The organism is Dethiosulfovibrio russensis (assembly GCF_021568855.1).
Taxonomy (GTDB): domain Bacteria; phylum Synergistota; class Synergistia; order Synergistales; family Dethiosulfovibrionaceae; genus Dethiosulfovibrio; species Dethiosulfovibrio russensis.
The window spans coordinates 192,494-218,081 of the sequence record NZ_JAKGUG010000003.1; the positions used below are offsets into that span (position 1 = coordinate 192,494).

General features: G+C 50.2%; 25 protein-coding genes and 1 tRNA gene. 25 read left to right on the forward strand and 1 reads right to left on the reverse strand.

The window, feature by feature from the left end; translation table 11 throughout:
- Window position 1: 1 nt before the first annotated feature.
- The 25 genes from L2W48_RS04365 to L2W48_RS04475 all read left to right on the forward strand — a co-directional run bounded on the left by L2W48_RS04365 (window position 2) and on the right by L2W48_RS04475 (window position 23,882).
- Window positions 2-274 carry a V-type ATP synthase subunit F gene (locus L2W48_RS04365; protein ID WP_236098812.1) on the forward strand — a complete coding sequence of 91 codons (273 nt, stop codon included), beginning with the start codon at window positions 2-4 and terminating at the stop codon, window positions 272-274.
- Window positions 271-2,040: a V-type ATP synthase subunit A gene (locus tag L2W48_RS04370; RefSeq protein ID WP_236098813.1), complete on the forward strand. Its 1,770-nt coding sequence runs from the start codon at window positions 271-273 to the stop codon at window positions 2,038-2,040. The genes L2W48_RS04365 and L2W48_RS04370 overlap by 4 nt, the downstream gene beginning before the upstream one ends.
- Entirely contained in the window at window positions 2,027-3,394 is a 1,368-nt protein-coding gene (locus tag L2W48_RS04375) for a V-type ATP synthase subunit B (protein ID WP_236098814.1), read from the forward strand. The genes L2W48_RS04370 and L2W48_RS04375 overlap by 14 nt, the downstream gene beginning before the upstream one ends.
- A 1-nt stretch (window position 3,395) precedes the next feature.
- Complete coding sequence (locus L2W48_RS04380) at window positions 3,396-4,022, forward strand: V-type ATP synthase subunit D (protein WP_236098815.1); 627 nt, start codon at window positions 3,396-3,398, stop codon at window positions 4,020-4,022.
- Window positions 4,019-4,483, forward strand: a complete 465-nt coding sequence (locus L2W48_RS13145) for a 23S rRNA (pseudouridine(1915)-N(3))-methyltransferase RlmH (RefSeq protein WP_369123581.1) — start codon at window positions 4,019-4,021, stop codon at window positions 4,481-4,483. The genes L2W48_RS04380 and L2W48_RS13145 overlap by 4 nt, the downstream gene beginning before the upstream one ends.
- A gap of 17 nt (window positions 4,484-4,500) precedes the next feature.
- A complete protein-coding gene (locus L2W48_RS04385; RefSeq protein WP_236098816.1) occupies window positions 4,501-4,818 on the forward strand; it encodes a YbaB/EbfC family nucleoid-associated protein in 318 nt (105 codons plus the stop codon).
- Complete coding sequence (gene recR / locus L2W48_RS04390) at window positions 4,818-5,429, forward strand: recombination mediator RecR (RefSeq protein ID WP_236098817.1); 612 nt, start codon at window positions 4,818-4,820, stop codon at window positions 5,427-5,429. The genes L2W48_RS04385 and recR overlap by 1 nt, the downstream gene beginning before the upstream one ends.
- A 44-nt stretch (window positions 5,430-5,473) precedes the next feature.
- Complete coding sequence (locus L2W48_RS04395) at window positions 5,474-6,637, forward strand: PIN/TRAM domain-containing protein (RefSeq protein ID WP_236098818.1); 1,164 nt, start codon at window positions 5,474-5,476, stop codon at window positions 6,635-6,637.
- Complete coding sequence (gene ispF, locus L2W48_RS04400; RefSeq protein ID WP_236098819.1) at window positions 6,634-7,800, forward strand: 2-C-methyl-D-erythritol 2,4-cyclodiphosphate synthase; 1,167 nt, start codon at window positions 6,634-6,636, stop codon at window positions 7,798-7,800. Before L2W48_RS04395 ends, ispF begins: the two co-directional genes overlap by 4 nt.
- A gap of 45 nt (window positions 7,801-7,845) precedes the next feature.
- Complete coding sequence (guaB, locus tag L2W48_RS04405; RefSeq protein ID WP_236098820.1) at window positions 7,846-9,321, forward strand: IMP dehydrogenase; 1,476 nt, start codon at window positions 7,846-7,848, stop codon at window positions 9,319-9,321.
- A gap of 79 nt (window positions 9,322-9,400) precedes the next feature.
- Window positions 9,401-9,556: a hypothetical protein gene (locus L2W48_RS04410; protein ID WP_236098821.1), complete on the forward strand. Its 156-nt coding sequence runs from the start codon at window positions 9,401-9,403 to the stop codon at window positions 9,554-9,556.
- A 122-nt stretch (window positions 9,557-9,678) separates the two neighbouring features.
- A complete protein-coding gene (gene rimP, locus L2W48_RS04415) occupies window positions 9,679-10,224 on the forward strand; it encodes a ribosome maturation factor RimP (protein WP_236098822.1) in 546 nt (181 codons plus the stop codon).
- Window positions 10,225-11,325: a transcription termination factor NusA gene (nusA, locus tag L2W48_RS04420; protein ID WP_236098823.1), complete on the forward strand. Its 1,101-nt coding sequence runs from the start codon at window positions 10,225-10,227 to the stop codon at window positions 11,323-11,325. It abuts the gene before it with no gap.
- Between the two features lie 57 nt (window positions 11,326-11,382).
- Window positions 11,383-11,640, forward strand: a complete 258-nt coding sequence (rnpM, locus tag L2W48_RS13150) for an RNase P modulator RnpM (protein WP_369123582.1) — start codon at window positions 11,383-11,385, stop codon at window positions 11,638-11,640.
- Entirely contained in the window at window positions 11,633-11,965 is a 333-nt protein-coding gene (locus L2W48_RS04425; RefSeq protein ID WP_236098824.1) for a hypothetical protein, read from the forward strand. Before rnpM ends, L2W48_RS04425 begins: the two co-directional genes overlap by 8 nt.
- Window positions 11,958-13,919, forward strand: coding sequence for a translation initiation factor IF-2 (gene infB, locus L2W48_RS04430; protein ID WP_236098825.1), 1,962 nt, complete (start codon window positions 11,958-11,960; stop codon window positions 13,917-13,919). Before L2W48_RS04425 ends, infB begins: the two co-directional genes overlap by 8 nt.
- A gap of 85 nt (window positions 13,920-14,004) precedes the next feature.
- Window positions 14,005-14,391 carry a 30S ribosome-binding factor RbfA gene (rbfA, locus tag L2W48_RS04435; protein ID WP_236098826.1) on the forward strand — a complete coding sequence of 129 codons (387 nt, stop codon included), beginning with the start codon at window positions 14,005-14,007 and terminating at the stop codon, window positions 14,389-14,391.
- Window positions 14,375-15,322, forward strand: a complete 948-nt coding sequence (locus L2W48_RS04440) for a DHH family phosphoesterase (RefSeq protein ID WP_236116499.1) — start codon at window positions 14,375-14,377, stop codon at window positions 15,320-15,322. Before rbfA ends, L2W48_RS04440 begins: the two co-directional genes overlap by 17 nt.
- Before the next feature lie 10 nt (window positions 15,323-15,332).
- Window positions 15,333-16,253 carry a tRNA pseudouridine(55) synthase TruB gene (gene truB / locus L2W48_RS04445; RefSeq protein ID WP_236098828.1) on the forward strand — a complete coding sequence of 307 codons (921 nt, stop codon included), beginning with the start codon at window positions 15,333-15,335 and terminating at the stop codon, window positions 16,251-16,253.
- Window positions 16,250-17,218 (forward strand): riboflavin biosynthesis protein RibF, encoded by a 969-nt coding sequence (gene ribF, locus L2W48_RS04450; RefSeq protein WP_236098829.1) that lies wholly within the window; start codon window positions 16,250-16,252, stop codon window positions 17,216-17,218. The genes truB and ribF overlap by 4 nt, the downstream gene beginning before the upstream one ends.
- A tRNA-Arg gene (locus L2W48_RS04455) sits at window positions 17,209-17,284 on the forward strand. Before ribF ends, L2W48_RS04455 begins: the two co-directional genes overlap by 10 nt.
- A 284-nt stretch (window positions 17,285-17,568) precedes the next feature.
- Entirely contained in the window at window positions 17,569-18,006 is a 438-nt protein-coding gene (locus L2W48_RS04460; RefSeq protein ID WP_236116500.1) for a DUF1850 domain-containing protein, read from the forward strand.
- A gap of 27 nt (window positions 18,007-18,033) precedes the next feature.
- Window positions 18,034-19,992, forward strand: coding sequence for a TRAP transporter permease (locus L2W48_RS04465; RefSeq protein WP_236098831.1), 1,959 nt, complete (start codon window positions 18,034-18,036; stop codon window positions 19,990-19,992).
- A gap of 117 nt (window positions 19,993-20,109) precedes the next feature.
- Window positions 20,110-22,884, forward strand: a complete 2,775-nt coding sequence (gene ileS, locus L2W48_RS04470) for an isoleucine--tRNA ligase (RefSeq protein ID WP_236098832.1) — start codon at window positions 20,110-20,112, stop codon at window positions 22,882-22,884.
- Window positions 22,860-23,882 carry an RluA family pseudouridine synthase gene (locus L2W48_RS04475; RefSeq protein ID WP_236098833.1) on the forward strand — a complete coding sequence of 341 codons (1,023 nt, stop codon included), beginning with the start codon at window positions 22,860-22,862 and terminating at the stop codon, window positions 23,880-23,882. The genes ileS and L2W48_RS04475 overlap by 25 nt, the downstream gene beginning before the upstream one ends.
- Here the strand turns inward: L2W48_RS04475 and L2W48_RS04480 are convergent.
- The gene (locus L2W48_RS04480) at window positions 23,806-25,521 is read right to left on the reverse strand and encodes an Rqc2 family fibronectin-binding protein (RefSeq protein WP_236098834.1); all 1,716 of its coding nucleotides are present in this window, start codon (window positions 25,519-25,521) and stop codon (window positions 23,806-23,808) included. The two genes, L2W48_RS04475 and L2W48_RS04480, sit on opposite strands and share 77 nt — an antisense overlap.
- Window positions 25,522-25,588: the final 67 nt, after the last annotated feature.

Genomic DNA, 25,588 nt, shown 5'->3' on the forward strand with positions numbered 1-25,588 from the left:
GATGGAGGATCCGCAGCGAACTGTAGTGTTGGGACGCAGGCTCTTCATTGACCTATGGAGTCTTTTAGGGTTGGAGCCGGTATCATGCGAGACCCCGGAGATGCTAAGAGACTGTCTGCCAAGGATGTTGGACAGAGACGACGTAGTCTGTATCGTCGTCGAGGAAAGCTGGTTCGACAGAGTTCCCGTTGCCCTTAAGACGAGACTTGAGCGGATGGAAAAACCCCTTTGGGTCACCTTACCTACGTTGAATATAGAGGAGCACATGGAATGAGAAGAGAATCCACTATATGGGGTATAGCCGGACCGGTCATAAGGGCTGGCGTCGATTTTCCTGTATCGATGTACGAGGTCGTTCATGTCGGCCGTCAACGTCTATTGGGAGAGGTCGTTAGGATACAAAAGGGCACGGTTGACATTCAGGTCTATGAAAATGCCGACGGGATCGCTGTGGGCGATCCTCTTTTTTTCTCTGGCAATCTTCTTTCGGTAGAGCTGGCTCCTGGACTTCTGGGTTCGGTTTTCGACGGTATCGGCCGCCCTCTGAAGGTGCTGGGTAAAGAAGGCCCCTTTTTGGAGAGAGGAAGATCTATTCCGACGGTCGACAGGTCGAAACTCTGGCATTTTGTCCCCCTCCTCAAGGTCGGAGACAGAGTGAACCCGGGGGATGTCGTCGGGACGGTGAAGGAGTGCGATGCCGTCGAACATCGCATAATGGCTCCCCCCGATTTCCGATCCTCCGAGATACTTTCGATCTTAGCGGAAGGCGATTATACCGTAAATACAGTCATTGCGACCTGTGACGGAGGAGATATATCCATGTTCCAGAGATGGGACGTGAGAAGATCTCGACCTGTAGGGAAGCGTCTGAACCTGGATAGGCCACTGATAACCGGTCAAAGAGTTTTGGATACCCTGTTTCCCCTCGCTCTAGGCGGGGCCGCTGTCTTGCCCGGTGGATTCGGAACGGGAAAAACGGTTACCCAGCAGTCGATAGCGAAGTGGTGTAACGCCGACGTAATAATATACATAGGATGCGGCGAGAGAGGCAACGAGATGACGGAGGTCCTTGAGGAATTTCCGGAGCTAAAGGATCCCTATAGGGATGCTCCCCTTATGGATAGGATGATCTTGATCGCCAATACCTCCAATATGCCAGTTGCGGCCAGGGAGGCCAGCGTCTATCTCGGTATAACCATGGCCGAGTACTACAGGGATATGGGGTTGAACGTGGCTATAATGGCCGATTCCACCTCGCGTTGGGCCGAGGCCCTCAGGGAGATCGGAGGTCGACTGGAAGAGATGCCCGGAGAGGAAGGATATCCCGCCTATCTGGGAACCCGGCTGGCCGAATATTACGAGAGGTCCGGTCGATCGGTGCTTCTGGGATCTCCTGAGAGAGAGGGGTCCATAACGGTTATCAACGCTGTCTCTCCCGCAGGCGGAGACTTCTCCGAGCCGGTCACCCAGGCCAGTTTGAGGCTTTCGGGAGTGTTCTGGGCCTTGGATAAGGCCCTGGCCCAGCAGAGGCATTTCCCCTCTATTCAATGGAATCAAAGCTATAGTCTTTACGAGCAGGAGATGGAGCGGTTCTATCGGGAAGAGGTCTCCGATCTGTGGGACGATCTAAAAGCCTTTCTTAGAGGGCGTCTCGCCCTGGAAAGAGAGCTCAGAAATCTGGTCCAGTTGGTCGGCAGAGATGGGCTTTCCGATAAGGATAAATGGATTCTGTCGTTCGTGGACATATTGAAATCGGTCTACCTCCAACAAAATGCGTTTGACGATGTCGATGCCAGTTCATCCTTGAAAAAGCAGTTTTCCCTTTTATCCAATCTGAAAAGATTGGACGATGTGGTGGTTGGTGCCCTGTCCTCGGGAGCCAGGCTCGAGACTATATCCGATTTCCCCATGGTCAGGGACCTTCTCGACCTTAGAGGACAGAATGAGGCATCGATGGACCGAAACTTTTCGTCCTGGATCTCCAAGTTGGAGGAAAAGCTCAAGGCTTCCGTCGTGGAGGTAGAAGATGAAACTCTATAGAGAAGGTTACAGAGATATAGCGGGTATAGCGGGCCCCCTACTTTTCGTCAGAGGCGTAAAAAAAGGAGGGTACGGCGAGCTCGTGACCGTAGAAGACGGAAAACGGACCAGAAAAGGCCAGATACTTCAAGTAGAGGGAGATCTTTGCGTCATACAGCTTTTCGACGGAGCCATGGGCCTATCCACCGGAGATACGACGGTATGGATGGACAGGGACGTCGTCAAGGTCCCGGTCGGGATGAATCTCATAGGGAAGATTCTGAACGGCAGAGGTCTGGACGAACGAGGCGAGGAGATACTTTTCTGTGAGGATCGAATACCGGTTTCCGGACTTCCTATAAATCCAGCCAGAAGACGTAGCCCGAGATCGTTTATTCAAACCGGAATATCGACGATAGATGTGATGAACACCTTGGTCAAAGGGCAAAAATTGCCAATCTTCGCCGGATCGGGGCTTCCGGCAAACGAGGTAACCACTCAGATAGTCCGTCAGGCCAAGGTAAGGGAGAATAGTCAGTTTCTGGTGGTTTTCGCCGCCATGGGGATAACGAAAAGGGAGTCTCAGTATTTCATCGAAAGCTTCAAGAAGACCGGAGCGATAGAGAAAGGGGTCTTTTTTTTAAACCTGGCCAGCGATTCCGCGGCGGAAAGGCTTCTGACTCCTAGGATGGCCCTCACTGTGGCCGAGTATTTCGCCTTTCAAAAGGGCTACGATGTGTTGGTCGTAATGACCGATATGCTCCATTACTGTAACGCTTTGAGGGAGATAAGCGCCGCTCGCGAGGAGGTCCCGGGCAGGAGAGGGTATCCCGGATATATGTACTCCGATCTAGCCGATCTATATGAAAGAGCCGGTTCGATAGATGGTTCCGCCGGAAGTATAACCCAGATACCGATAATAACCATGCCGGACGACGACATGACCCATCCGGTTATCGATCTGTCGGGATATATAACAGAGGGGCAGATAGTTCTGGGAAGGGACCTTCACGACAAGGGCATCTTTCCTCCTATAGACGTTTTACCCAGTCTCAGCCGTCTTATGAATAAGGGAATAGGCAAGGATCAGACGGTGGATTATCACAGGGCCATGGCGGATCAACTTTACTCTGCCTACGCCAAGGCCAGGGAGCTCATCAAGCTGAGGCTCATAGTCGGAGACGACGGTCTGACCGAGATAGAACACAGATACATCGCCTTTGGAAAGTCCTTTGAGGCGAATTTTATCGACCAAAGAGGCGGAGATCGTAACCTGGAGGATTCCTTAGAGGAGGCTTGGAGAGCTCTTCGGACCCTCCCGGATCAGGAGCTTTTTAAACTACCCCAGGAGATGGTCTCTCGGAGGGAGCGTTAGGATGAGCCAGTCCTCCGCTACAAGAGACCGACTTCTAGAGGTGTCGATCAGGATAAAAGATATAGCTTTTGGAAAAGGGCTTCTGGAGAAAAAGAGAGATGCCTTTATCCGTGCTATGGAAGGGGAAAAGAAGCTCTTCTACGAACTTCAGGACAAGTATAGAAAACTGTGCAGCAGTATAGCTGCGATATACGGTCTGATCAGGGTCTATGAAGGTTCTCACACCATAGATCTTCTGAGACTTCAACATCCTCTGCTCAACCTGAGACTTTTCAGAGAGTCCCTTATGGGGTGTCGATATACCAGGTTCGAATCCGAGCCCTCGGAAATCGAGCATCGGTTTAGATTAGACATGGATCCGGCTTTATCGTCGTTGTACATAGAGGAACTTCTGTTTCTACTGGAGCAGGCCGAATCGATGTTGTGGCGTTATATAACGTTGAGAAGCAAGATACAGGCATTCGAGAGAGAGCTGAGAAAGACCAATCTGAAGATAAATACGTTGGAACACTCGCTTTTGCCGTCTCTCTCGGAAGAGAAAAAAAAGATTTTAGAGGTATTATCCGAGAGAGAGAGGCAGGAAAGATACACCATTAAAAAACTGACCGGAAAGAAGAAACGTAAATGAAGTTATCTGTTTTAGCAGTAGGTAAGCCCAAGGACAAGTCTATCCTCAAGGGGATTGATTCTTATATAAAGAGAACCACACCCTATTTGCCTATATCCTTGGATTATCTTCCGGATGGCAGAGGTCTTTCTCCAGAAAAATCTACGGAAAGGGAGAGTAGGGCCATTCTCAGGTATCTTACACCTCGAGATCACGTGGTCCTTTTGGACGAGAGGGGCTCGACCATGACCAGTCGAACCTTTTCGTCCTATTTGTTTTCCAGGTTGAAATCGGCTCAAGGAAGGTTGGTCTTCATAATAGGAGGTCCTTTCGGTTTCGATGAAGACGTTCGTAAAAGAAGCGATGAGATGTTATCATTGTCTCAGATGACCTTGACCCATGAAATGTGCTTGTTGTTTTTTTCTGAACAGATATATAGAGCTTTAATGATATCTAGGAACACGTCGTATCATCACGATTGATCTGTGGAGGGATTTATATGAAAATGAACAACATCATGAAACAAGCTCAAAAGATGCAGGCCCAGATGGAGAGGGTCCAGGCTTCGTTGGCAGACGACCGCGTCGAGGGAAATTCCGGCGGAGGAATGGTCACCGCTACCGCTAACGGTCACGGTGAGATTCTTTCTCTTAAGATAACTCCTGAGGTGGTAGATCCCGAGGATATCGAGATGCTGGAGGATCTGGTGCTAGCAGCGGTGAACGATGCGGCCAGAAAGGGACAGGAATTAGCGAAGAAAAAGATGGGACAGATAACCGGTGGTCTGGGAGGTGCCCTAGGAGGGCTAGGACTCTAATGGCTCTTCCCGGACCTTTTGAACGGTTGATAGGTCTTTTAAAGAGGCTTCCCGGAGTCGGAGAGAAGAGCGCCAGAAGGATGGCGTTCTTCGTTTTTCAGGCCCCGGAGGGATACTCTATAGAGTTGGCCGACGCTCTCCTGTCTTTGAAAAAAAGTCTATCGGTATGCGAAATATGTGGTAATTTAACGGATAGACAGCCCTGTAATATATGCTCCGATCCCTTAAGAGATCGTTCTATTTTATGTGTCGTGGAAGGTATAGAAGATCTCCTCAGTATCGAACAGGCCGGGGTATACGATGGACTTTACTATGTCCTTGGAGGCACGGTGTCGCCTCTGGATGGAGAGGATCTTCCGGAAGGGAGTCTCGATAGATTGATAAACATGATAGAGAGGGAGAAGATTTCCGAGGTTATAATAGCCACAAATCCTCGGGTGGAAGGGGACATGACCTACCACTCCGTTCTTTCCGCCCTTAAGGGGATGCCGGATCTCAAAAAAAGCAGGCTTTCTTATGGGCTTCCGGTCGGAGGAAGCATAGAATTCGCCGATAGGGTGACTCTCCATGCCGCTATGGATACCAGAATTTTTGTGTCTGGAGAAGATTGATTTTAATGAATAATTAGGCATGATATTCAGGAAGGGGTGATTTTATGACGGAAGGACTCATAAAGATAATGAAATTCATCTGCAGGGTTCTGTTGGCTCTGCTGGGAGGAATGGCAGGTTATCAACTGGCCTTCGCGATAGTTCCACATCTATCCGAGTGGATTGGGACCGATCGTTTTTTGAGTAAATTTGCTCTCAGTGGTATCTGCGTCTTTATATGTGGTTCAATCGGCTTTTTAATAGCTCCGTTTTTTCTTCGCATACTCGGTCTTATAGGAACTCTCTTTGAAAAACATTTGCAAAGCACGAAGTGGCAGGATATATCGGCTGCTACGACAGGGCTGTTCGTCGGACTTCTGTTGGCGAACCTGGTGGCCATGCCTTTTTCCGATCTTCCTGTAGGACCTTATGTCGCGGTATTTCTCAACATAGTGATAGGTTACGTTTTGGCCAGGTTGTTCGTCAAAAGACAGAACGACATCAGGGGGGTACTGGCTCCCTTCGTGGGGCTTAAACAAAAAATAGCCTCTTTCAAAGGCAAGGGCAACGAGGTAGTTATAGAGGATATGGAAGGCAATGCCGCCATGTCCATGGCTATTCCGGGGAAGATTCTGGATACGAGCGTGATAATAGACGGTCGAATATTGGATATAGCTAAGACCGGTTTTCTAGAGGGAGCCATCATACTTCCCCGCTTTATACTGACCGAGCTTCAATCCGTAGCGGATTCCAAGGATCCCAATAAAAGATCCCGAGGTCGGAGAGGTCTCGACGTCGTCAAGGCCTTGCAAAAGATCTCGTTTTTGGAGATCGTCATAACCGAGGTCGGATTGAAGGATCTAGACGCCGATTCGGTGGACAGTGGTTTGATCGTCTTTGCCCAAAAGATAGGCGGAAAGATCCTCACTACAGATTACAACCTGAACAAGGTGGCTCAGATTAGGGATATCGTGGTTCTCAACGTAAACGATCTGGCCAACTCACTGAAACCCTCGCTTTTGCCGGGAGAATCGGTGGTCGTCGACGTCATAAGGGAAGGTAAAGAGCCGCAACAAGGGGTAGGCTATCTCGATAATGGGACCATGTTGGTCGTGGAGGACGGAGAGAACTACATCGGTCGCAGGGTAGAGGTCGTCGTGACGTCTATGCTTCAAACTTCCGCCGGTAGGATGGTTTTCGGAAGGATAAGAAGAGAGGTTCGCGAGTGAGCGAGTGGTCCTTTATGATAATGGCTGCCGGTAGCGGCAGTCGTCTTGGCGGAACGCCTAAACAGTTCAGATTTCTTGGAGGTCGCCCCATGTGGGAATGGTCCTTCGATTTGGCTCTTAGTCTGGGGATAGAGGAGATAGTTCTCGTCCTGCCGGAGGATTGGGACGAGAGATTGTATCCGGTGAGGACGAGAGAGGGATTGTCGATCGTAAGGGGTGGCTGTACCAGATCCCTTTCCGTGAGGAACGGAATCGCCTCGGTCCGGTCGAATAAGGTGTTGATCCACGATGGGGCCAGACCCTTTGCGAAGAGCTCCATGTGTGAAAAGATCATGTCCGCTGTGTCGAAAAACACAGGGGCTATCCCTTTGTTGCCGGTAAAGGACGCTTTAAAGAGGGTTTCCGTCGACGATGTCGTGAAGGCCATGGATCGTTCAGGTATCAGAATAACCCAAACCCCTCAGGGTTTTCCCAGGGAGGGCCTTTTGAAAGCATTGTCCCTCTCGTCGGAAGAGGTCAGAGATGAAGCCGAACCGTGGATTTCTAACGGTGGCGTCATCGTTCCTGTCGAGGGCGACGAGATGAATTTCAAGGTCACTACTGAGGGGGATTGGGAGATGGCCACCTATTTAGCCGGTAGGAATTCGGCCGGAGAGATAAGAACCGGCATAGGTTTCGACGTCCATCCGTTGGTGCCGGGGCGTTCTCTTGTCCTAGGCGGTGTGGAGGTTCCCTCTCCTATGGGGTTGGAGGGACATTCCGATGCCGACCTGATATGCCACGGTATTTCGGACGCAATCCTGGGAGCGGCGGGGTTGCCCGATATCGGCCGTGTTTTCCCCGCCTGCGATAATTCCTATAGAGATGCTGATAGCTATGAACTTCTACGAGAGGTAGTCTCCAAGGTGGAGGAGTGCGGATGGTCGATCGTCTGGCTTGACGTTGTTTTGCATGCCCAGATACCCAGAATCGGTGAAACTGTGATCGATATAATCAGGAATCTGGATTCCATATGGAACGATGGGATACGTAGAGTCAATCTCAAGGTTAAGTCTGGAGAGGGCGTCGGATCGGTAGGGTCGGGGCATTGTATGATGTGTTACGCGGTCGCTACGATAAAAAACACCTCCATGGGGTTGCATAAAGCGGCAAATCCACTATAATGCTCACAATTTACGACTAACCCAAGAAAATATGAGGAGGCTGTCATGAATATTTCTCAAAAATTCGCGCCCTATGACGGTTTTACCTTCGACGATGTGTTGATAGAGCCTCGATACAGCGAGGTTCTGCCGTCGGAGGTCAAAGTAGAGAGCTGGCTTACGCCGGAGATAAAACTGAACATACCCATATGCAGTGCAGCTATGGATACAGTTACGGAAGGTCGCTTGGCCATCGCTGTGGCTAGAGAGGGCGGAATTGGAATAGTTCACAGAAACACGACCCTGGAAAAACAGGCCAGGGAAGTGGACAAGGTAAAAAGATCCGAGTCAGGGGTCATCGTCGATCCCTTTTATCTTCATCCTGAGGATCGTCTGAGCCAGGCATTGGAGCTGATGTCCCACTACCATATATCGGGAGTTCCGATAGTAGACGACGGCAAAAAACTGGTGGGTATAATAACGAACAGAGATCTTCGTTTTATCCATGACTATGATCAACCGATATCCGAGGTAATGACCTGGGAAAATCTGATAACCGCTCCGGAGGGCACCACCTTGGACGACGCGCAGCATATATTGATGTGCCATAAGGTGGAGAAGCTACCGATAGTCGATTCCAACGGAGTTCTAAAGGGGCTTATAACCATAAAGGACATCCAGAAAGTCAAGGACTTCCCCAACGCCGCTAAAGATCCGTCCGGAAGACTCAGGGTAGGAGCCGCAGTCGGGGTAGGGGCGGACGTTTACGACAGAGTGGACGCATTGGTGAAGGCCGGTGTTGACGTGATCGTGGTAGATACGGCCCATGGCCATTCGATCAAGGTCCTGGATACGGTGGAGGCTATACGCAAAAGGCATCCAGAGTTGCCCCTTATCGGGGGAAATATCGCCACAGCTGAGGCCGCAAAGGCCCTTATCGACAGGGGAGTGCAGGCAGTCAAGGTCGGAGTGGGACCTGGGTCGATCTGTACTACAAGGATAATAGCCGGCATAGGAGTTCCACAATTGGCTGCTATAATGAATGTAGCGTCCGAAGCGACCCCTAGAGGGATCAAGGTTATAGCCGATGGAGGTATACGTTATTCCGGCGACGCAGTAAAGGCCTTGGCTGCCGGTGCTGATTCAGTAATGATAGGCTCTCTTTTGGCCGGAACCGAGGAAAGTCCGGGAGAGGTCATTATCTATCATGGCAGGTCCTATAAGAGCTATCGTGGGATGGGGTCTCTGGGAGCTATGAAGGGTGGATGCAGCAAGGACCGTTATTTTCAGGAAGGTGCAAAGGAAAATAAATTGGTACCTGAGGGAATCGAAGGATTGGCGGCCTACAAGGGATCGGCGGGAGACGTTATCTATCAGATGACCGGTGGCATTCGATCAGGGATGGGTTACGCCGGAGCCTCCGATATCGAAGATCTGCATCGTCATGCTCGTTTTGTAAAGATGACCTCTGCGTCGGTCAAGGAAAGTCATCCTCACGACGTCGTGGTTACCAAGGAAGCTCCGAACTATTGGGTTGATTGATCCTTATAGGCTTTGACTAGATAGACAAAGGGGGATTCCCTTGATTTCCAGAGATTTTCATTACTATAAGAGGATCGATATGAACAATTCTTCCCTTTTCTTCGGACTGAACGATCTTGAAGGTCTGGAGGAAGAGGTCTTCGCTGATCAGGAAATTCGCCTGATACCGGAGGAGGATTTTATCGCTACGGTTGATCTCTGGTGGGGGGATTTCCTCTCCGATGTCTCAGAATAATCTTGTTATGCATAGTTATGCGTGATATACTGATTGAGACACTGGGTCAAATGTCCTGGACCGAGAAGAGTGGGCCCCCCCACTCTTCATTTTTTATGTAGTCATATAAGGAGTCGAAAAGCATGGAGGGGAAAAACTTCCCTAAAGAAGAAATTCGTAAAATCGTCGAAAGCTTAGGTTATGAATTCGTAGGTCTCGAGGTGAAAAAAGAATCTGCCGCCTCTTTTGTCAGGGTCTATATGGATTCTCTAGGTGGAATATCCGTGAGGGACTGCGAGATCGTCTCTCGAAGGATCAATAACTGGCTGGAGGAATCCGGAGAGGACCTTCTCGACGATCGCTATTATCTGGAGGTTAGTTCTCCCGGTTTAGAGAGACCACTATTGAGCTTAGACGATTTTCGTCGTTTCTCGGGGAAAGAGGCATCCATCCGTTTTAATGAGCTCGTCGAAGGACGCCGTCGCATAAATGGGATCGTCTCGGTGTCTCAGGATGGTTCTATAAGGGTGGAGAACGAAGACGGTGCTTTTGAGTTCCCTCTAGAGACGATTCTCTCCGCTAAATTAAAGTATGTTTTAGAAAAGAACAAAAAGACCAATAGCAACAGAAAAAAGAAGGGTGCTAAAAAGAAAAACAAGAGAAAGAAAGTACGCGAGGAGGATCAGTAGATGCAGCTGGGGAGCGATTTTATTCGAGCTTTGATGCAGCTAACGGAGGAGCGTAATCTCTCTCAATCCATAATTTTGGGCAGTATTGAGGCGGCCCTGGCTTCGGCTTATAAAAAATACAAGGAAAAAAACCTCGAGCCCGAGGTGAAGATAGACGGAGAGACCGGAAATATCTCGATCATGGAGATTAGGCGAGTTGTAGATGAGGTGAAAAATTCCGACGCGGAGTTGACTTCAGAGGACGCTGCAGCCCTAGGTTTCCCCGGTCTGGTAGAGGGAGATGTGGTCAAGACAGAGGTGGAGATCGCTCCTGAGAGCTTTGGACGTATAGCGGCCCAGACCGCCAGACAGGTGATAATCCAGCGTTTGAAAGATGCAGAGAGGGAGATCATCTTCAACGAGTTCTCCGAGAGAGTGGGAGACATGGTCAACGGTGTCGTCTTTAAGGCCGAAAACGACCAGATTCTCGTCCGTATAAGCGAGAGAACCGAGGCAATGTTACCCCGGGAAGAACGCATAAACGGAGAAACCTACGAACTGGGCTCGAGGATGAAGTTCTATCTGTTAGACGTTCGTCAGACTACCAGAGGGCCTAGGATCGTTGTCTCCAGAACCCATCCTGGTTTGCTTCGTCGCCTGATGGAGCTGGAGATTCCAGAGATCCGAGACGGAGTGGTGGAGATACATGGAATCGTTCGGGAGGCCGGTGCCAGAGCCAAGGTCGCAGTGACGACATTGGATCCCAATGTCGATCCTGTCGGAGCCTGCGTCGGAAACGGTGGTTCCAGAATCAAGACCATAAGCAACGAGCTTAACGGAGAAAAGATCGACGTGGTAATATGGAGCGACGATCCTCTTCAATACATAAGGAATACCCTTTCTCCCGCTAAGGTAGTCAGGGTGGAGCCAGTTTTGGAGCAGGAGAAATCCGCCAAGGTATTTGCCCGTCCCGATCAGCTCTCTCTCGCCATAGGGAAAGCGGGGCAAAACGTTCGTCTTGCTGCCCGCCTTACCGGGTGGAAAGTGGACATCAATCCTCTGGAGGCACCGGAAAAGGATTCGATGCCGACTTTGCAGGATTTGTTCGAAGATATCCCATAAGAGGCGAGAGGTTGTAAAATAGTGGCGGTTCCCAAAAAGAAATCGAAGAACCCTAGGATGTGTCTAGTATGTCGTAGACACGACGTACCCGCAAACTTTATTCGGGTAGTTCGTCGTCCCGACGGAACCGTCGTCGTAGACGATTCAGGAAGGGTCAACGGTCGAGGGGCATACCTATGCCCCTCTAGTCGCTGTGTTCAAACGGCGTTTCGTCAAAAACGTCTGGATAAAGCCCTCAAGGTAAGGGTGCCGGAGGACGTTTACCTTCGTTTGCTCGAGAGGGTTAGGGGTTTGGAGGATGGCGACGATGCCTGATCTCTCGTGGATGTCCTTTTTAGGGCTCGCCAGGAGGGCGGGGTTTTTGGTGATAGGACAGGATAACGTCTTCGCCGTCTTACAAAAAAACAAAAAAAACTACGTCGTGATAATGACTTCCGATAGATCCGATGCCGTAGCCAGAAAGGCTAAGAAAGAGGCCTTTTCTCGTCATAGTTTTTTTCAGTTGAGGACGATAGATAGAGAGAGACTGGGCGAGGCCATAGGGTTGGCGGGTTGTCAAATTGTAGCCCTCCCCGAAGGAGAAGGGCTTACCGATACCGTAATTTTGCGATTAAAAGAAGGGGGAGAGGCCATTGAGTAAAATCAGGGTCTACGAGCTTGCAAAGATGCTGGAAATGAGCAACAAAGAGCTTATGGAGATACTGCACGATATGGACGTGGAGGCTACGAGCCATATGAGTTCTTTGGACGTGGAAACGGCTCAACAGATAGAGGATTTAGTGAAGAAGTCCTCTAATAATGAAAGAAAAACCTCCAAAGAAGAGGATAAACCTAGGAGAGGAATCTCCGTTCCGGAAGGATCTTCCATCAAGGAAGTGGCTGATATCCTCAAGGTCTCCCCTGCAGATGCCGTAAAGACCCTTATAGCTCAGGGCGTTATGCTGCCTGCTTCGGCACAGGCCGACGATTCGGTGTTGACCATACTCTCCGATGCTTACGAGGTCGATATCGAGTGGGCTGTCAAGGCCGATGACGAGGAACCTCATAAAACTACATTGAAGCCGGATTTCAAGGGCAAAAACCTTCAACCAAGGGCCCCTATAGTGACGGTTATGGGACATGTCGATCACGGCAAGACAACCCTTCTGGATACCATCAGGAACACTAACATAACGGCTAGGGAAGCGGGCGGAATAACGCAGCATATAGGTGCGTCCAGGGTTAGCCATGATGGCAAGGACATCGTCTTTCTCGATACTCCGGGGCACGCCGCCTTCACCTCCATGAGGGCCAGAGGCGCCCAGTGTACCGATATCGCCATTTTGGTGGTGGCAGCCGACGACGGCGTAATGCCTCAGACAACGGAGGCCATAAACCACGCCAAGGCTGCCGGAGTTCCCATAATCGTGGCGGTCAACAAGATGGATAAGCCAGGAGCCAACCCCGACAGGGTCAAACAGCAGCTCAGCGATCAGGGGTTGATTCCCGAAGATTGGGGAGGAGACACCATAATGGTCCATGTCTCGGCGAAGTCCGGCGAAAACATAGACCAGCTTCTGGAGATGATCCTTCTCGTCGCTGAAATGGAGGAGCTCAAGGCCGATCCGACCGTATCTCCCGAGGGCGTTGTCGTGGAAGCCGAGTTGGACAAGGGGAAGGGCTCGGTTGCCACGGTTCTGGTTCAGCAGGGAACCCTCAAAAGAGGAGACATAGTGTTGCTGGACTCCTCCTGGGGAAAGGTCCGGGCTATGATAGACGCATCGGGCAAACAGGTGAAGTCCGCCGGTCCCAGCACCGCGGTGGAGATCCTGGGGCTCAACGAGGTTCCTCAGCCGGGAGAGCGTTTCTTCGTGGTGGACAACGAAAAGACCGCAAGGGACGCCATAGCGGTCAAGGAACAGGAGAGGCGCCTGGAGGCTAACAAGATGGCTCCGAGGATGACCCTGGAGGAACTCTACACCAAGATGCAGGACGGCGAGACCCCCATGCTGAACTTGTTGATCAAGTGTGATGTTCAGGGGAGTATAGAGGCTCTTACCGGCTCTTTGGATAAGTTGACGACCGATGAGGTCGGAATAAATATCGTCCATACCGGTGTGGGCGGATTGTCCGAGTCCGATATCATGCTGGCATCCGCATCGGACGCCATAGTCATCGGTTTCAACGTTCGTCCCGACGCCAACGCCAAGAAAATGGCGGAGAAAGAGCACGTCCAGGTCCGTCTCTACCGGGTCATATACGATATTATCGATGACATCAAGGCGGCTATGGAGGGAATGCTTGCCCCGGACATAAGGGAAAAAATAGTCGGTCAGGCGGAGATCAGGGAGATCTTCAAGGTTCCCAAGGTAGGAAAAGTCGCCGGATGTATGGTGACGGAGGGATCCGTCAAGAGAGGTTCTAAGGTAAGGCTGATAAGGGACAGAGTGGTCTACTGGGAGGGAGAGCTTTCCGCCCTCAGGAGGTTCAAGGACGATGTTGCCGAGGTGACCTCCGGTTACGAGTGCGGAATGAGCTTTGCTAAATTCCAGGATATAAAAGAAGGCGATGTCGTAGAAGCCTACGAACTGATAGAGGAAAAGAGAACCCTGTAATAACGGGGACAGTCCGCCGGAGGCCGCATCGCTGGACCTCCGGCGAATACTTTCGAGATTATCATCGATAAGTGAGGTGATTCCTATGGCGGGATTTCGAATAGAGAGAGTCAATAAAGAACTTCAAAGGGAAATATCCCGTCTCCTGGAGTTCTCCGTAAAGGACGAAAATGCCAAAAGAGCGGTTATAACCGGAGTCGACTGCGCTAAAGATTTGAAATCGGCGAAAGTCTATTTCACCACTATCTCCCCGGAAGATCGTCGTTCTGTTTCGGAGTCCTTGAAAAAAGTGAGGACTTTTCTCCGGTCCTCTCTCGCTCAGAGCTTGAGGATTAGGACGGTTCCCGAGTTGCGCTTCATCTACGATACAAGCGGGGAATACGGAAGGTCCATCGATAGACTTCTAGATATGGTGGTAACTCATGAAGAGAATACCGATTATGTCGAGGGTGACGATGGAGAACGAGAATAAGGCCCGCTTGATTTCCACCTTAAAAGATAGCGGTAGTTGGATATTGATAAGTCACGTAAAGCCCGACGGCGATACTCTAGGGTCCGCAAGCGCTCTTTTTAAAATAGGCCTGTCTTTGGGAAAGGATGTTCGATGGTATGGCAAGGATCCTTTCCCCGAGCGCTATCGCTTTTTATTCGCCTCCGATCGTTATGAATCGGTCCAATCCATGCCGGACATTCCAGAGAACTCCGTAGTTGTCGCTTTGGACGTGAGTACCCTCGATAGAGGGATAGAGGGAATGTCTAAAGGGGAGAAACTGGTGGTTATCGACCATCACGGCGATAACGCCAGATTTGGGGATATCAACTTGATAGAGGACGTCTCCTCGGTCGGGGAGATGATCTACTGTTTGGCAGGGGATATGAACGTGGCGATCTCGGCCGATATGGCAGAGGCCATATACGTGGCGATAGCTACCGATACAGGTGGAATGACCTTTTCCAACACCGGTGGGAAGACCTTGAGAATCGTGGCTGACCTGCTTGATTGTGGTTTACCCCTTCAGCGCGTCGTAGAGATGCTTTATCATAACGACACAGTTGAAAGACTTCATCTTTGGGGACGGGCATACGAACGTGTGGTTCGACTAGATGGCCTGTGTTATTCGTGGTTGTACGATGTGGACTTCGAGGAGACCCATACCGATCAAGACGATACGGAATCGTTGGTCAACTCTCTGATGAAAATCAAGGATACCAAGGTCGCTGTATTGTTCGTTGAAAACGATAAAGATGTGAAGGTAAGTCTTCGCTCCGACGGCAGTTTGTCCGTCAGAGAGATAGCCCATTTATGGAACGGCGGAGGACATCCATGTGCCTCCGGATGCCGATTGACAGGTCCCATGGACGAGGTGATCGCCCGTGTCCTCGACTCGATTTACAAACGGTAGAGACGGCTTTTTGATAATAGATAAACCCGAGGGAGTCAGAAGCACCGCCTGTGTCTCCGCGGTAAAGAGGACTTTGGGCAGAGGGGTAAAGGTGGGTCATGCCGGTACTCTGGATTCTACGGCCCAGGGACTTCTGATCGTTCTGGTAGGTAAGGCCACCCGGCTATGCCGTTACGTTATGGATCTGCCCAAAAACTATCTGGGAATCGTCAAGTTCGGAGTGAAGACCTCCACCGACGATGGTACCGGCGATATCCTGAGCTCTATAGATGATGAAATATCTATAGAGCGGGATCTGGTGGAGTCTTTAGTCCCCTCCTTTTTGGGAATAAGGATGCAGCGTCCTCCCTCCATATCGGCCTTGAAGGTCGATGGTCGGAGAGCTCACGTCGTATCCAGATCGGAGAAGTTGATGGAGCTACCGTCTAGACCGGTCTTTATCACTTCCGTAAACGTGCAGAGGATTTCTACCGATAGAGGAGAGGCCGCCATAGGAGTGGTCTGTCATAAAGGTACCTATATAAGGAGTATCGCCAGGGACATGGGAGATATGTCCGGATATGGGGCCCATCTGAGCTCATTACGCAGAATTTCTACCGGGCCCTTCGACGTATCGGACGGGGTACCCTTTTCGGAGGGGATGGACTGTCTCGACAAAGAGGTGCTCTCGCAATCCTTGCTTCCTGTGGATTTCATATCCAGAGCTTACAGAAGCTATGAGATAACGAGACATGAAGATCTTGGAGCTCTCAAGAACGGACTTTCCCTTCCCCTTTACACGCTAAAGCCTATAAAAAACCATAAGGCTTGGTGCTGCTCGAGGGCTGTCGTTACAGGGAAAGGTCTTCTGTCGGTGTGCAGGTTCCGTTTTGAGGATGACCGTTGTTATCTGGTCCCTGAGACCAATCTGCTGATGGAGAGTCTTTCATGATAGTCGTGTTGGGGGCCTTCGACGGTTACCACTTAGGACATCAGAGGCTTTTCTCCGTTGCATCCGCCATGGCCGAGAGGGAATCCTGCGGATGGGCGGTGGTATCTTTTACCCCTCATCCCAAGACAGTGTTGATGCACGAGAGAGTTTCATTGCTCTTCACGGAGGAAGAAAAGATCCTTTTGAGGGAAATACTGTCCATTCCGACGATGATACAGTTTCCCTTTACCTCTCGACTTTCCTCGATGGACCCGGAGGATTTTTTTTCCTACATGGATAGGGAGATAGGCGTTTCCGGTGTAGTCGTTGGGGATAATTTCAGATTTGGGAGGGAAAGAAGGGGAGACGTGGATACCCTTTCGGAGATATGTAGAGCCAAAGGAATTCCGTTTAGTTCGGTGCTTCCTGTGACCATCGATGGTTCCGTGGTCAGCAGTACCTTGATAAGGGATTTAATCTCTAGGGGCAAGATATCGGATGCCTCGACTAGGCTAGGTTACCCATTCTTCATGAGAGGTCACGTAATAGAAGGATCTAGAAGAGGACGAAAGATGGGGGTTCCTACGGCTAATCTATCCTTCCCGTCCACTAAGATAATTCCCAAACCAGGCGTGTACGCCGGTGCAGCCTATCTGGATGGCGAATGGTGCCCTGCGGCCATCTCTATCGGGAATAACCCTACGTTCGGAGATATATCGGAAAACAGGGTAGAGGTTCACATAATCGATAAAAACGAAGATCTCTACGATCAGACTCTATACGTTCTATTCTTTGAGAGACTCAGGTCTGAACGGCGCTTTCCCGATCCCGAAAGGCTCGTAAGTCAGTTAAGGGACGATATAAAGAGGACCAAGGCAATTTTCGGATGTAAAACCGATATCCTTAGCCCTTTTTATACTTCCTCGGTCTTGAATTGTATGATGTACCGTGGTACAATTCCTTTCGTTCCAGATGCGGGCCTGTAGCTCAGAGGATAGAGCGACGGCCTCCTAAGCCGTAGGTCGAGGGTTCGAATCCCCCCAGGTCCGCCATTTGATTTTGGTATCGTTATATTAAAGGGTCTCCCCTATAGGGGAGACTCTTTTTTGTCTCTTCTGTGTGATAGTTTGTATGCCGAACAAAACGATAGGCCACATAAGCGATTTTCTTTTTTCTGACTAGATAAAAGGGCGTATCTTTTTAGACTAGTCCATTGTGATTAGCTCCCTGAGGCGCTATAATTTACAAATGCGTTCACCTGTGAATGGGGGGAGGGGCGATAATAACGATCAGAAGGGCTATTTTGTCTATAATATGTGTTTTTTTAATTTATTTTGTGTGTGTCGACGCAACCATAATATCTCTAGCGGTGGGAGAAGAGGTCCTGGTCGACGAATATATGTATCTCGGAAGCTTGTTCGAGACCGGCTATATCCACTCTGTTCAAAAAACTCCGGTAGAGGACGTCTACGTCGTTGTCGATGGAAAACTGTGGCTTTGGGAGGAACGGGTGGTCTCTCACAACGCAGGTCTTCCTTCGGAATCCCCTTATCGTGGGTATTATCTGTCGGATAAAGATTGGATGCATTTTTTCGGTGGACGCTACAGCACAAAGAGGTATATGCTGAGAGTCGGAGACAACGTATTGGGACGAAACGTATGCCGTTTTTACGGTCGGTCCGACTGGATCGATCTGTTCGATATCGTTCCAGGTAAAAGATGCGTAGTCTCTGTAGAGACGAAGCCTTTTTTGACGACTCTCGTGGGGATGTAAAGTTAGAGATAAGAGGGAGGGGTTTGTTTGAGCGACGTCTTAGAGGGAAAGATCGCCGAGGAAAATCAGACCATTGATCTTGACGATCTGAGAAAAAAATTCGATACCGAGGCCAGATACAGGGAATTAGGGAATTGGCAGGGTATGTTGATAACTATCCTGGCGGTCTCTATGTCTGCGTTTCACTTTTATACCTCGGGTTTCGGGCTTTTGCTTGCTCTTCAACAAAGGGCGGTACACTTGGCTTTCGTCATGGCTCTGGTCTTTCTGCTTTATCCTGCAAAGCAGAGCTCGCCCAAGGATAAAATTCCCCTGATGGATTTTGCCTTGGCCGCCGTGGCTGCTTATTCCGCTCTTTATCTGGTGATAAATTTCAACGAACTGGTCAACAGGTCGGGGCTTCCGACTCAGATGGACATAGTTATGGGCTTCGTCTGTATATTGCTTTTGCTAGAGGCAACCAGAAGGGTGTCCAGCCCGATATTGCCCTGCATAGCTATTTTCTTTCTCATCTATTGTTTTTATGGAAGGGCTTTTCCCGATCTTTTCCAGCATAGGGGATTCAGCATAAAGAGGATCATCAACCATATGTACCTCGGGACGGAGGGAGTTTTCGGTATTCCTCTCGGAGTGTCTGCGACCTTCGTCTTTATGTTCATATTGTTTGGCTCGGTCCTTGAGCAGACCGGACTCGGAAAGTTCATCATCGATCTGGCTATGGCTCTGGCCGGACATAGCACCGGTGGTCCCGCCAAGGTCGCAGTTTTAAGCTCTGGTCTTATGGGATCGATATCCGGATCCTCCGTGGCTAACGTATGTACTACAGGTATGTTTACCATCCCATTGATGAAGAGCGTGGGCTATCAGAGTCATTTTGCCGGTGCGGTGGAGGCGGTCGCATCTACCGGAGGACAGATAATGCCACCGGTGATGGGAGCAGCGGCTTTCATAATGGCTCAGTTTCTTGGGATTCCATACATACATGTTGCTCTGGCTGCAATCGTTCCGGCTTTACTTTACTATTTCGCCGTGATGATTCAGGTCCATCTGGAGGCCAACCGACTCGGACTGAAGGGGCTTCCCAAGGAACAACTGCCTAAATTGATCCCACTTCTGAAGGAAAAGGGTCTTTTGTTGCTCCCCATAATCGGCATTATCTATTTCCTGATAGCCGGATATACGCCTTTAAAGGCCGCTTTTAACGGCATCCTTATAAGCATAGCCGTGTCTTATTTCAACAGGGAAACCTGGCTAACCCCTAAAAAACTGGCTGCCGCGTTTGAGAACGGAGCTAGAGGCGCTATAGGAGTAGCCTGTGCCTGTGCTACCGTAGGTATAATAGTCGGGACAGCCACATTGACCGGACTGGGCCTTCGAATAGCCAGCGCCGTAGTCGCCATCGCTGGCGGCAAGCTTCTTCCAACCTTGTTGTTGACCATGGTCGCCTGTATACTTCTAGGGGCCGGGTTGCCTACGACGGCTAACTTTATAGTCACGAGCACAATGTGTGCACCGGCCTTGTTCCAGTTGGGAGTAGCACCTATCGCGGCCTATATGTTCGTTCTCTACTTCGGTATAGCAGCGGATCTAAGTCCGCCCGTCGCGTTAGCAGCCTATGCCGGCGCTGGGATAGCGGGAGCCGATCCGTTTAAGACCGGAGCGACGGCTATAAAATTGGCTCTGGCCGGTTTCTTAGTCCCCTATATATACGCTTATAATCCGATATTGGTTTTGGTTAACTTCACTTTGGGGCGGTTTGCCATGTCAGTCGGTACGGCCGTGTTAGGGGTGTTCCTTCTGGGGATGAGCACCGTCGGTTTCTACAAGTGTCCTATGAACCCGGTCTTTCGCATAGTCGCTTTGTCCGGTGCCCTCTGTCTGTTGATACCGGGTATTTACAGCGATTTAGCCGGACTCTCCGTTTTGGTGATGCTGCATGTTCTTCAAGCCGCTAAAGCTAAACGGTTGAACGCTTCCGCCGCCTAGATACAAAAAACATCACGTATCGTCCCTAACAGGGACGATACGTGATACAATTTCATCGTTCGATTTTGCGCCGCCTCTCCCGGGGCGGCATTTCCGTATTGAGAGGTGACCTGGTTAATGTCGAAAGATTTTAAGGAGACCTTGTGTCTACCTAAGACCGATTTTCCCATGAGGGCCGGTCTGGCCAAGAAAGAACCCGGTTTTATAGAGGGTTGGGATGAGATCGATCTCCATTCGCTCATGTTGAAAAAAAACGAGGACAAGCCTTCCTTTATATTGCATGATGGCCCTCCTTATGCCAACGGTGATATCCACATCGGAACGGCTTTTAATAAAATTATTAAAGATTTTATAGTCAAGTTTAAGTCTATGCGGGGTTATAGATGCCCCTATGTCCCCGGCTGGGATACCCATGGCCTTCCTATCGAGTTGAAGGTGCTCAAAGGGGAGGGCGTCGACAAGGATTCGATAGATCCAGTGGAGCTTCGCCGTCGATGCACCGACTATGCCCTCGGTTTCTTGGACTCCCAGCGTTCCCAGTTCAGGCGTCTCGGCGGTGTCGGCGATTGGGAAAATCCTTATGTAACTCTGAAGCCCGAGTACGAGGCTGCACAGATAGGCGTCTTCGCCGATATGGTGGAGAAGGGGTTGGTCTACAAGGGGCAAAAGCCCGTGTATTGGTGCATCGACTGTCAGACTGCTCTGGCCGCTGCGGAGATCGAGTACGGTGACGAGACTTCCCCGTCGATTTACGTGGCCTATTCAATGCCGAACGTCGCAGACAGGATACCAGAGGTAGCCGGAAAGGACGTCAACGTAATCGTATGGACGACGACTCCCTGGACCCTGCCTGCGAGCATGGCTGTAGCCATTCATCCTGCCTACGAATATGTCTTCGTTCCCTCGGGAGACTCTGTATATCTTCTGGCCAAAGCGTTGATAGCCGACGTTGAGAAGGCCACGGGGATGACCTTCGGGGAGCCTCTCGCTACGGTTAAAGGAGCGGAACTGGAGAAGGTCGAGGCAGTGCATCCCTTTTATGACGATAGGAAAACCCCTGTTCTCTTAGCCGATTATGTTGTACTGGATACTGGGACGGGATGTGTTCACACCGCTCCGGGACACGGGGTCGAAGACTACGAGACGGGCGTCAGATACGGTATAGAGGTATATAATCCGGTGGATCCGACCGGAAGATATCTTCCAGAGACCCCTTTAGTCGGCGGTATGACTCTGGACGAAGGTGCTACGTTAGTTCTGAAGACCTTGACCGACAGCGGCAGGCTTTTAGGCCAGCTTGAGATACTTCACTCATATCCTCATTGCTGGAGATGTAAGAAACCCGTGATTTTCCGTTCCACCGATCAATGGTTCGTAAACGTGGCTCAGTTTCGTCAACAGGCGTTAGACGTCATAGAGAACGAGGTCAAGTGGATTCCCGATTGGGGCAAGGATAGGATCTACAACATGGTGCGGGATCGCTCGGATTGGTGTATCAGTAGACAGAGGGTATGGGGAGTCCCCATCCCGGTCTTCTATTGCCAGGATTGCGGAAAGATGTTGCTAGACCCCGAGGCGATAAGACTGGTTCAGAAAAAGGTCAAAGAGCGGGGCGGAGACGTCTGGTGGCAGGAGTCGCCGGAGGAACTGCTGGGCGACCTGTGTAAATGTCCTTCTTGCGGCAGCGGCAATCTGAAAAAAGAGAAGGACATAATGGACGTATGGTTCGATTCCGGTATCAGTCATTTTGCGGTTCTGGAGAATCGTCCGGAACTTTCTTGGCCGGCGGACCTTTATCTCGAGGGAAGCGATCAACATAGAGGATGGTTCCAGACCTCCCTACTGACCTCCGTCGCCACCAGGGGAGTAGCCCCCTATAAGGCTGTCTTGACCCATGGTTTCATCGTCGACGGCAAGGGGAAGAAGATGTCGAAGTCCATCGGTAACGTTGTAGCTCCTCAGGAGATCATAGATACCAACGGTGCCGATATACTGAGACTCTGGGTAGCCTCGACCGATTACAAAAACGATATTCGGATTTCGAAGACGATCATAAGGACCTTGAGCGAGGAATACCGCAGGATAAGAAACACGGCTCGTTTCTTGTTGGGAAACCTGTGTGATTTTAATCCGAGTACCAATGCCGTCTCTGAGGCGGAGATGTCCTCTTTCGATAAGTGGATCCTGTCCAGGTTGAATAGGCTTATTAAGAGGGTTACGAAGGGATACGATTCATATGAGTTCCATATTCCGACTGTCTCTATCCATCAATTCTGCGTAAACGAGTTGGGCTCTCTCTATCTCGACGCAGCCAAGGACTCTCTTTACGCAGATGACCCGAACTTCAAGGGCCGCAGGGCTATTCAGACCGTAATGTGGAGGATCGTCACGGCTCTGTCCACTATGCTGGCTCCCGTGCTGAGTTTTACGTCCGAGGAAATATGGCATGAACTTAGAAAGATCGACGAGTCTCTAGAGGAGAGCGTTTTTCTGGCAGATTGGCCCCTCTTCGATGAAAGAGCGGACGACGAGGATCTTGAGAAAAAATGGAGTGCCGTAATAAAACTCAAAGGCGCTGTCAGCAGGGCCTTGGAGGCTTCCAGAGGTAGAGGCGAGATCGGACAGTCCCTGGAGGCCGCCGTATCGGTGGTGAAACCGGACGGAGAGGTCGCCGACTATCTTTCTCGAGAAGATTGGGAGTACGTGACCATAGTATCGTCCTTCAAGTGGGTGGAGAAGGAAGGAGACGGCTTCGTCGAGGATCAGGATACGGGGTATAAGGTTCTGGTGGAGAAGACCCCAGGCGACAAGTGTCCTCGTTGCTGGAAATACGTTACAGAGGTAGATGAAGAAGGTCTGTGTCCCAGATGTCAGAGCGTAATGAGGGGTTAGACCCGATAAAATTCGTAGACGAGGAGAGCCTGTCCGATCAAGGACAGGCTCTCTCGGCCTGTCCTGAAGAAGAGAAGATAGTGGTCCCCCCCGATATGGACGGTATTCGTATGGATGTTTTCTTGTCCGATTTCTTAGGCGTATCCCGAACATTTATACAGAGAGTGATCAGTGACGGTTACGTGAAGGTCTTTCAGGGAAAGAGAGTGAAACCGTCCAGATCGGTTTTGGCGGGAGAGTCTTTGAGATTCAGGCTTCCGCCTCCTCAGAGGACGGACCTCGTCCCCGAACCGGTCGATTTTTCCGTCGTCTACGAGGACGACGACATAATAGTCGTGGATAAGCCTGCGGGAGTGGTTGTACATCCAGCTCCCGGACATTGGCGGGGAACTTTGGTGCATGGTTTGCTTTACAGGTATCCCGATATAGGTACCATAAACGATGTGGTCAGGCCAGGGATAGTCCATCGTCTGGATTCGACGACCTCCGGTCTCTTGGTAGTAGCCAGGAACACCCTGTCTCTGAACGAACTTCAGCGTTCCTTCAGAGACAGGGAGGTGGGAAAGTTCTATCTGGCCTTGTCCGATGGACGTGTGGTAGGAGAGAGGATGTCCTTGGACGCTCCTATCGGAAGGGATAGAAACAACCGCTACAGGATGACCGTCACGGACGACGGGAAGGACGCCCGCACAGATGTCTATCCTCTCTGGAACAGAGGAAGATACTCTTTTATGATATGCGAGCTACACTCGGGAAGGACCCATCAGATAAGGGTGCACCTCAGACATTTGGGTGCACCTCTGGTGGGAGACGAACTTTATGGTTTCAGGAAAAAGGTCAGAAAAAGCGATCCTCTTTTGGAGGGGCGAGTTTTTCTTCATGCCTGGAAACTCGTGCTTCCTCATCCTAGGACGGCTGAGATCATGAATTTTCGTTCCGTTCTTCCTCGTGATCTCTCGTCGGTTCTCTCAAGAGTTCTCTCCATAGGTCGGAATTGACCGTTATTGAGTCGCTGTTTTTGTATGTCACCTGCGCCGGTCCGGCTCCCTGTATATGGCGGACGTGTTTCCTACTCGTGTAATCCACCGAGGAACTAGGTAGTTTGGCTCCCTTTGAGTAATAGACGGATAGAGATGCACATATCCTTATGGCCGTGTCCAACAGGACTTGGTCTTTGGGAGGGGTCTTTAATATGACATGGCTTCCCGGCATTTCATGTATATGGAACCATATGTCATCCGGTCCGGCCATACGGAAGGTTACGTGACGATTCCCTCTCTCGTTTAGGCCTACCAGTATAAGGCTGTCTTGGAAGTCATATCGTATGTATGGAGGTTCTTTCTCCTCTTTGTTCTTCTTGCGCCTTTTATCTTTCCTTGCATCGTCGCTGTTTCCCGATATTTCCGAGACCATCTGTCGGAGGAGCCCTATGTCCTCGATTCTGCTAAGATTATCCAGCTCTGCCTCCATGTCTTCCTTTTCTTTAAGTACCTTTCCCCTGTGTGCGAGTACCGACTTTTCGTCGGCGGAGTATTTTTTGTACTTTTTAAAGTATATAGCTGCGTTTGCCGAGGGCGAGAGGTCGGGGTTCAGTTTCACCGATAGCCTGACCTCTCGCCCTTCTTCGTCCCAATAGGGTAGTTCTATTTCCGACGTCCTGGACGGTATCATATGTAGGTTAGACAGGATGGCCTCTCCCTTTATGCGGAAAGCCCCGGCTTCGTCTATCATTTTGAGCTGTCTCGACACTCCTTCGATGTGTCTGTCGAGGCTTTTTATCCTCTTGGATAGCTTTTTTTTGCCCTCCGATACCAATTTGAATCGAACCTGTTCCAGGGCTCTCCAAAGAGATATACGTCGAAATATCTCTATGGCTCCTCCCTGGCGAACTTTTCCCGACTCCAGAGGACGAGGCCATATGGATGTATAATCTCCTATGTCTTGGATAATCCCCTCGCCATTTAACGTTTTCTTTAAATCAGAAAGTACTTCGTCTTGGGTTAACGACCCTCTCTCGATCTCTATCAGCAGGCTTTTAGACAGTTTTTTGCCTATGCCTATCGGTTTTTTTAGATAATCTATGACGTTCGATCTCTCTATTCCATCGGGCGATATTCCCTGGACTGGCGGCGGAGATACGTAGGTTTGCCCTGGGAGCACGCTTCTGTAGCGGTTTACGTCCGGATGCACGTGTCTGGCAGGTTCTATTATGGTTCCCTCCCTGTCCAGAAGAATTACGTTGCTCAACCGCCCCATAAGCTCTATTGTCACGGTGTATTCGTTCTCTATCCCGGCCCCCACGAACCGTCTTATGTCGATGGCTATTACCCTGTCCATCTTTTCCTGACGTATGCTCTTTATTCTTCCTCCCGATAGATATTTGTTGAGAGCTAGAGGGAGTCCGCCTCGGATCGGTTTTAGCTCTTTGCATAAAAGCGCCTGTTTCGTAGAGAGAAGAGTCATCCCGAAGTTTTCCTGTCCCCAGGATACGAAAACGTTTTTATCCCTCATTCTGAATAGAATCCAATCCTTGCCGCCCTCTATCTTTGAGATCGATTTTCCTTCCAACAGTGAAGAAAGTTCCTTAGAGAGGGCACGAACCAGTTCTGGGCCATATCCCATAAGATCACGCTCCATCCTCGGTCTTTAACCGTAAGGTGCTAGGGTAATCCTTTTTTCTTTGCTTGACAAGATCGCCTCATAT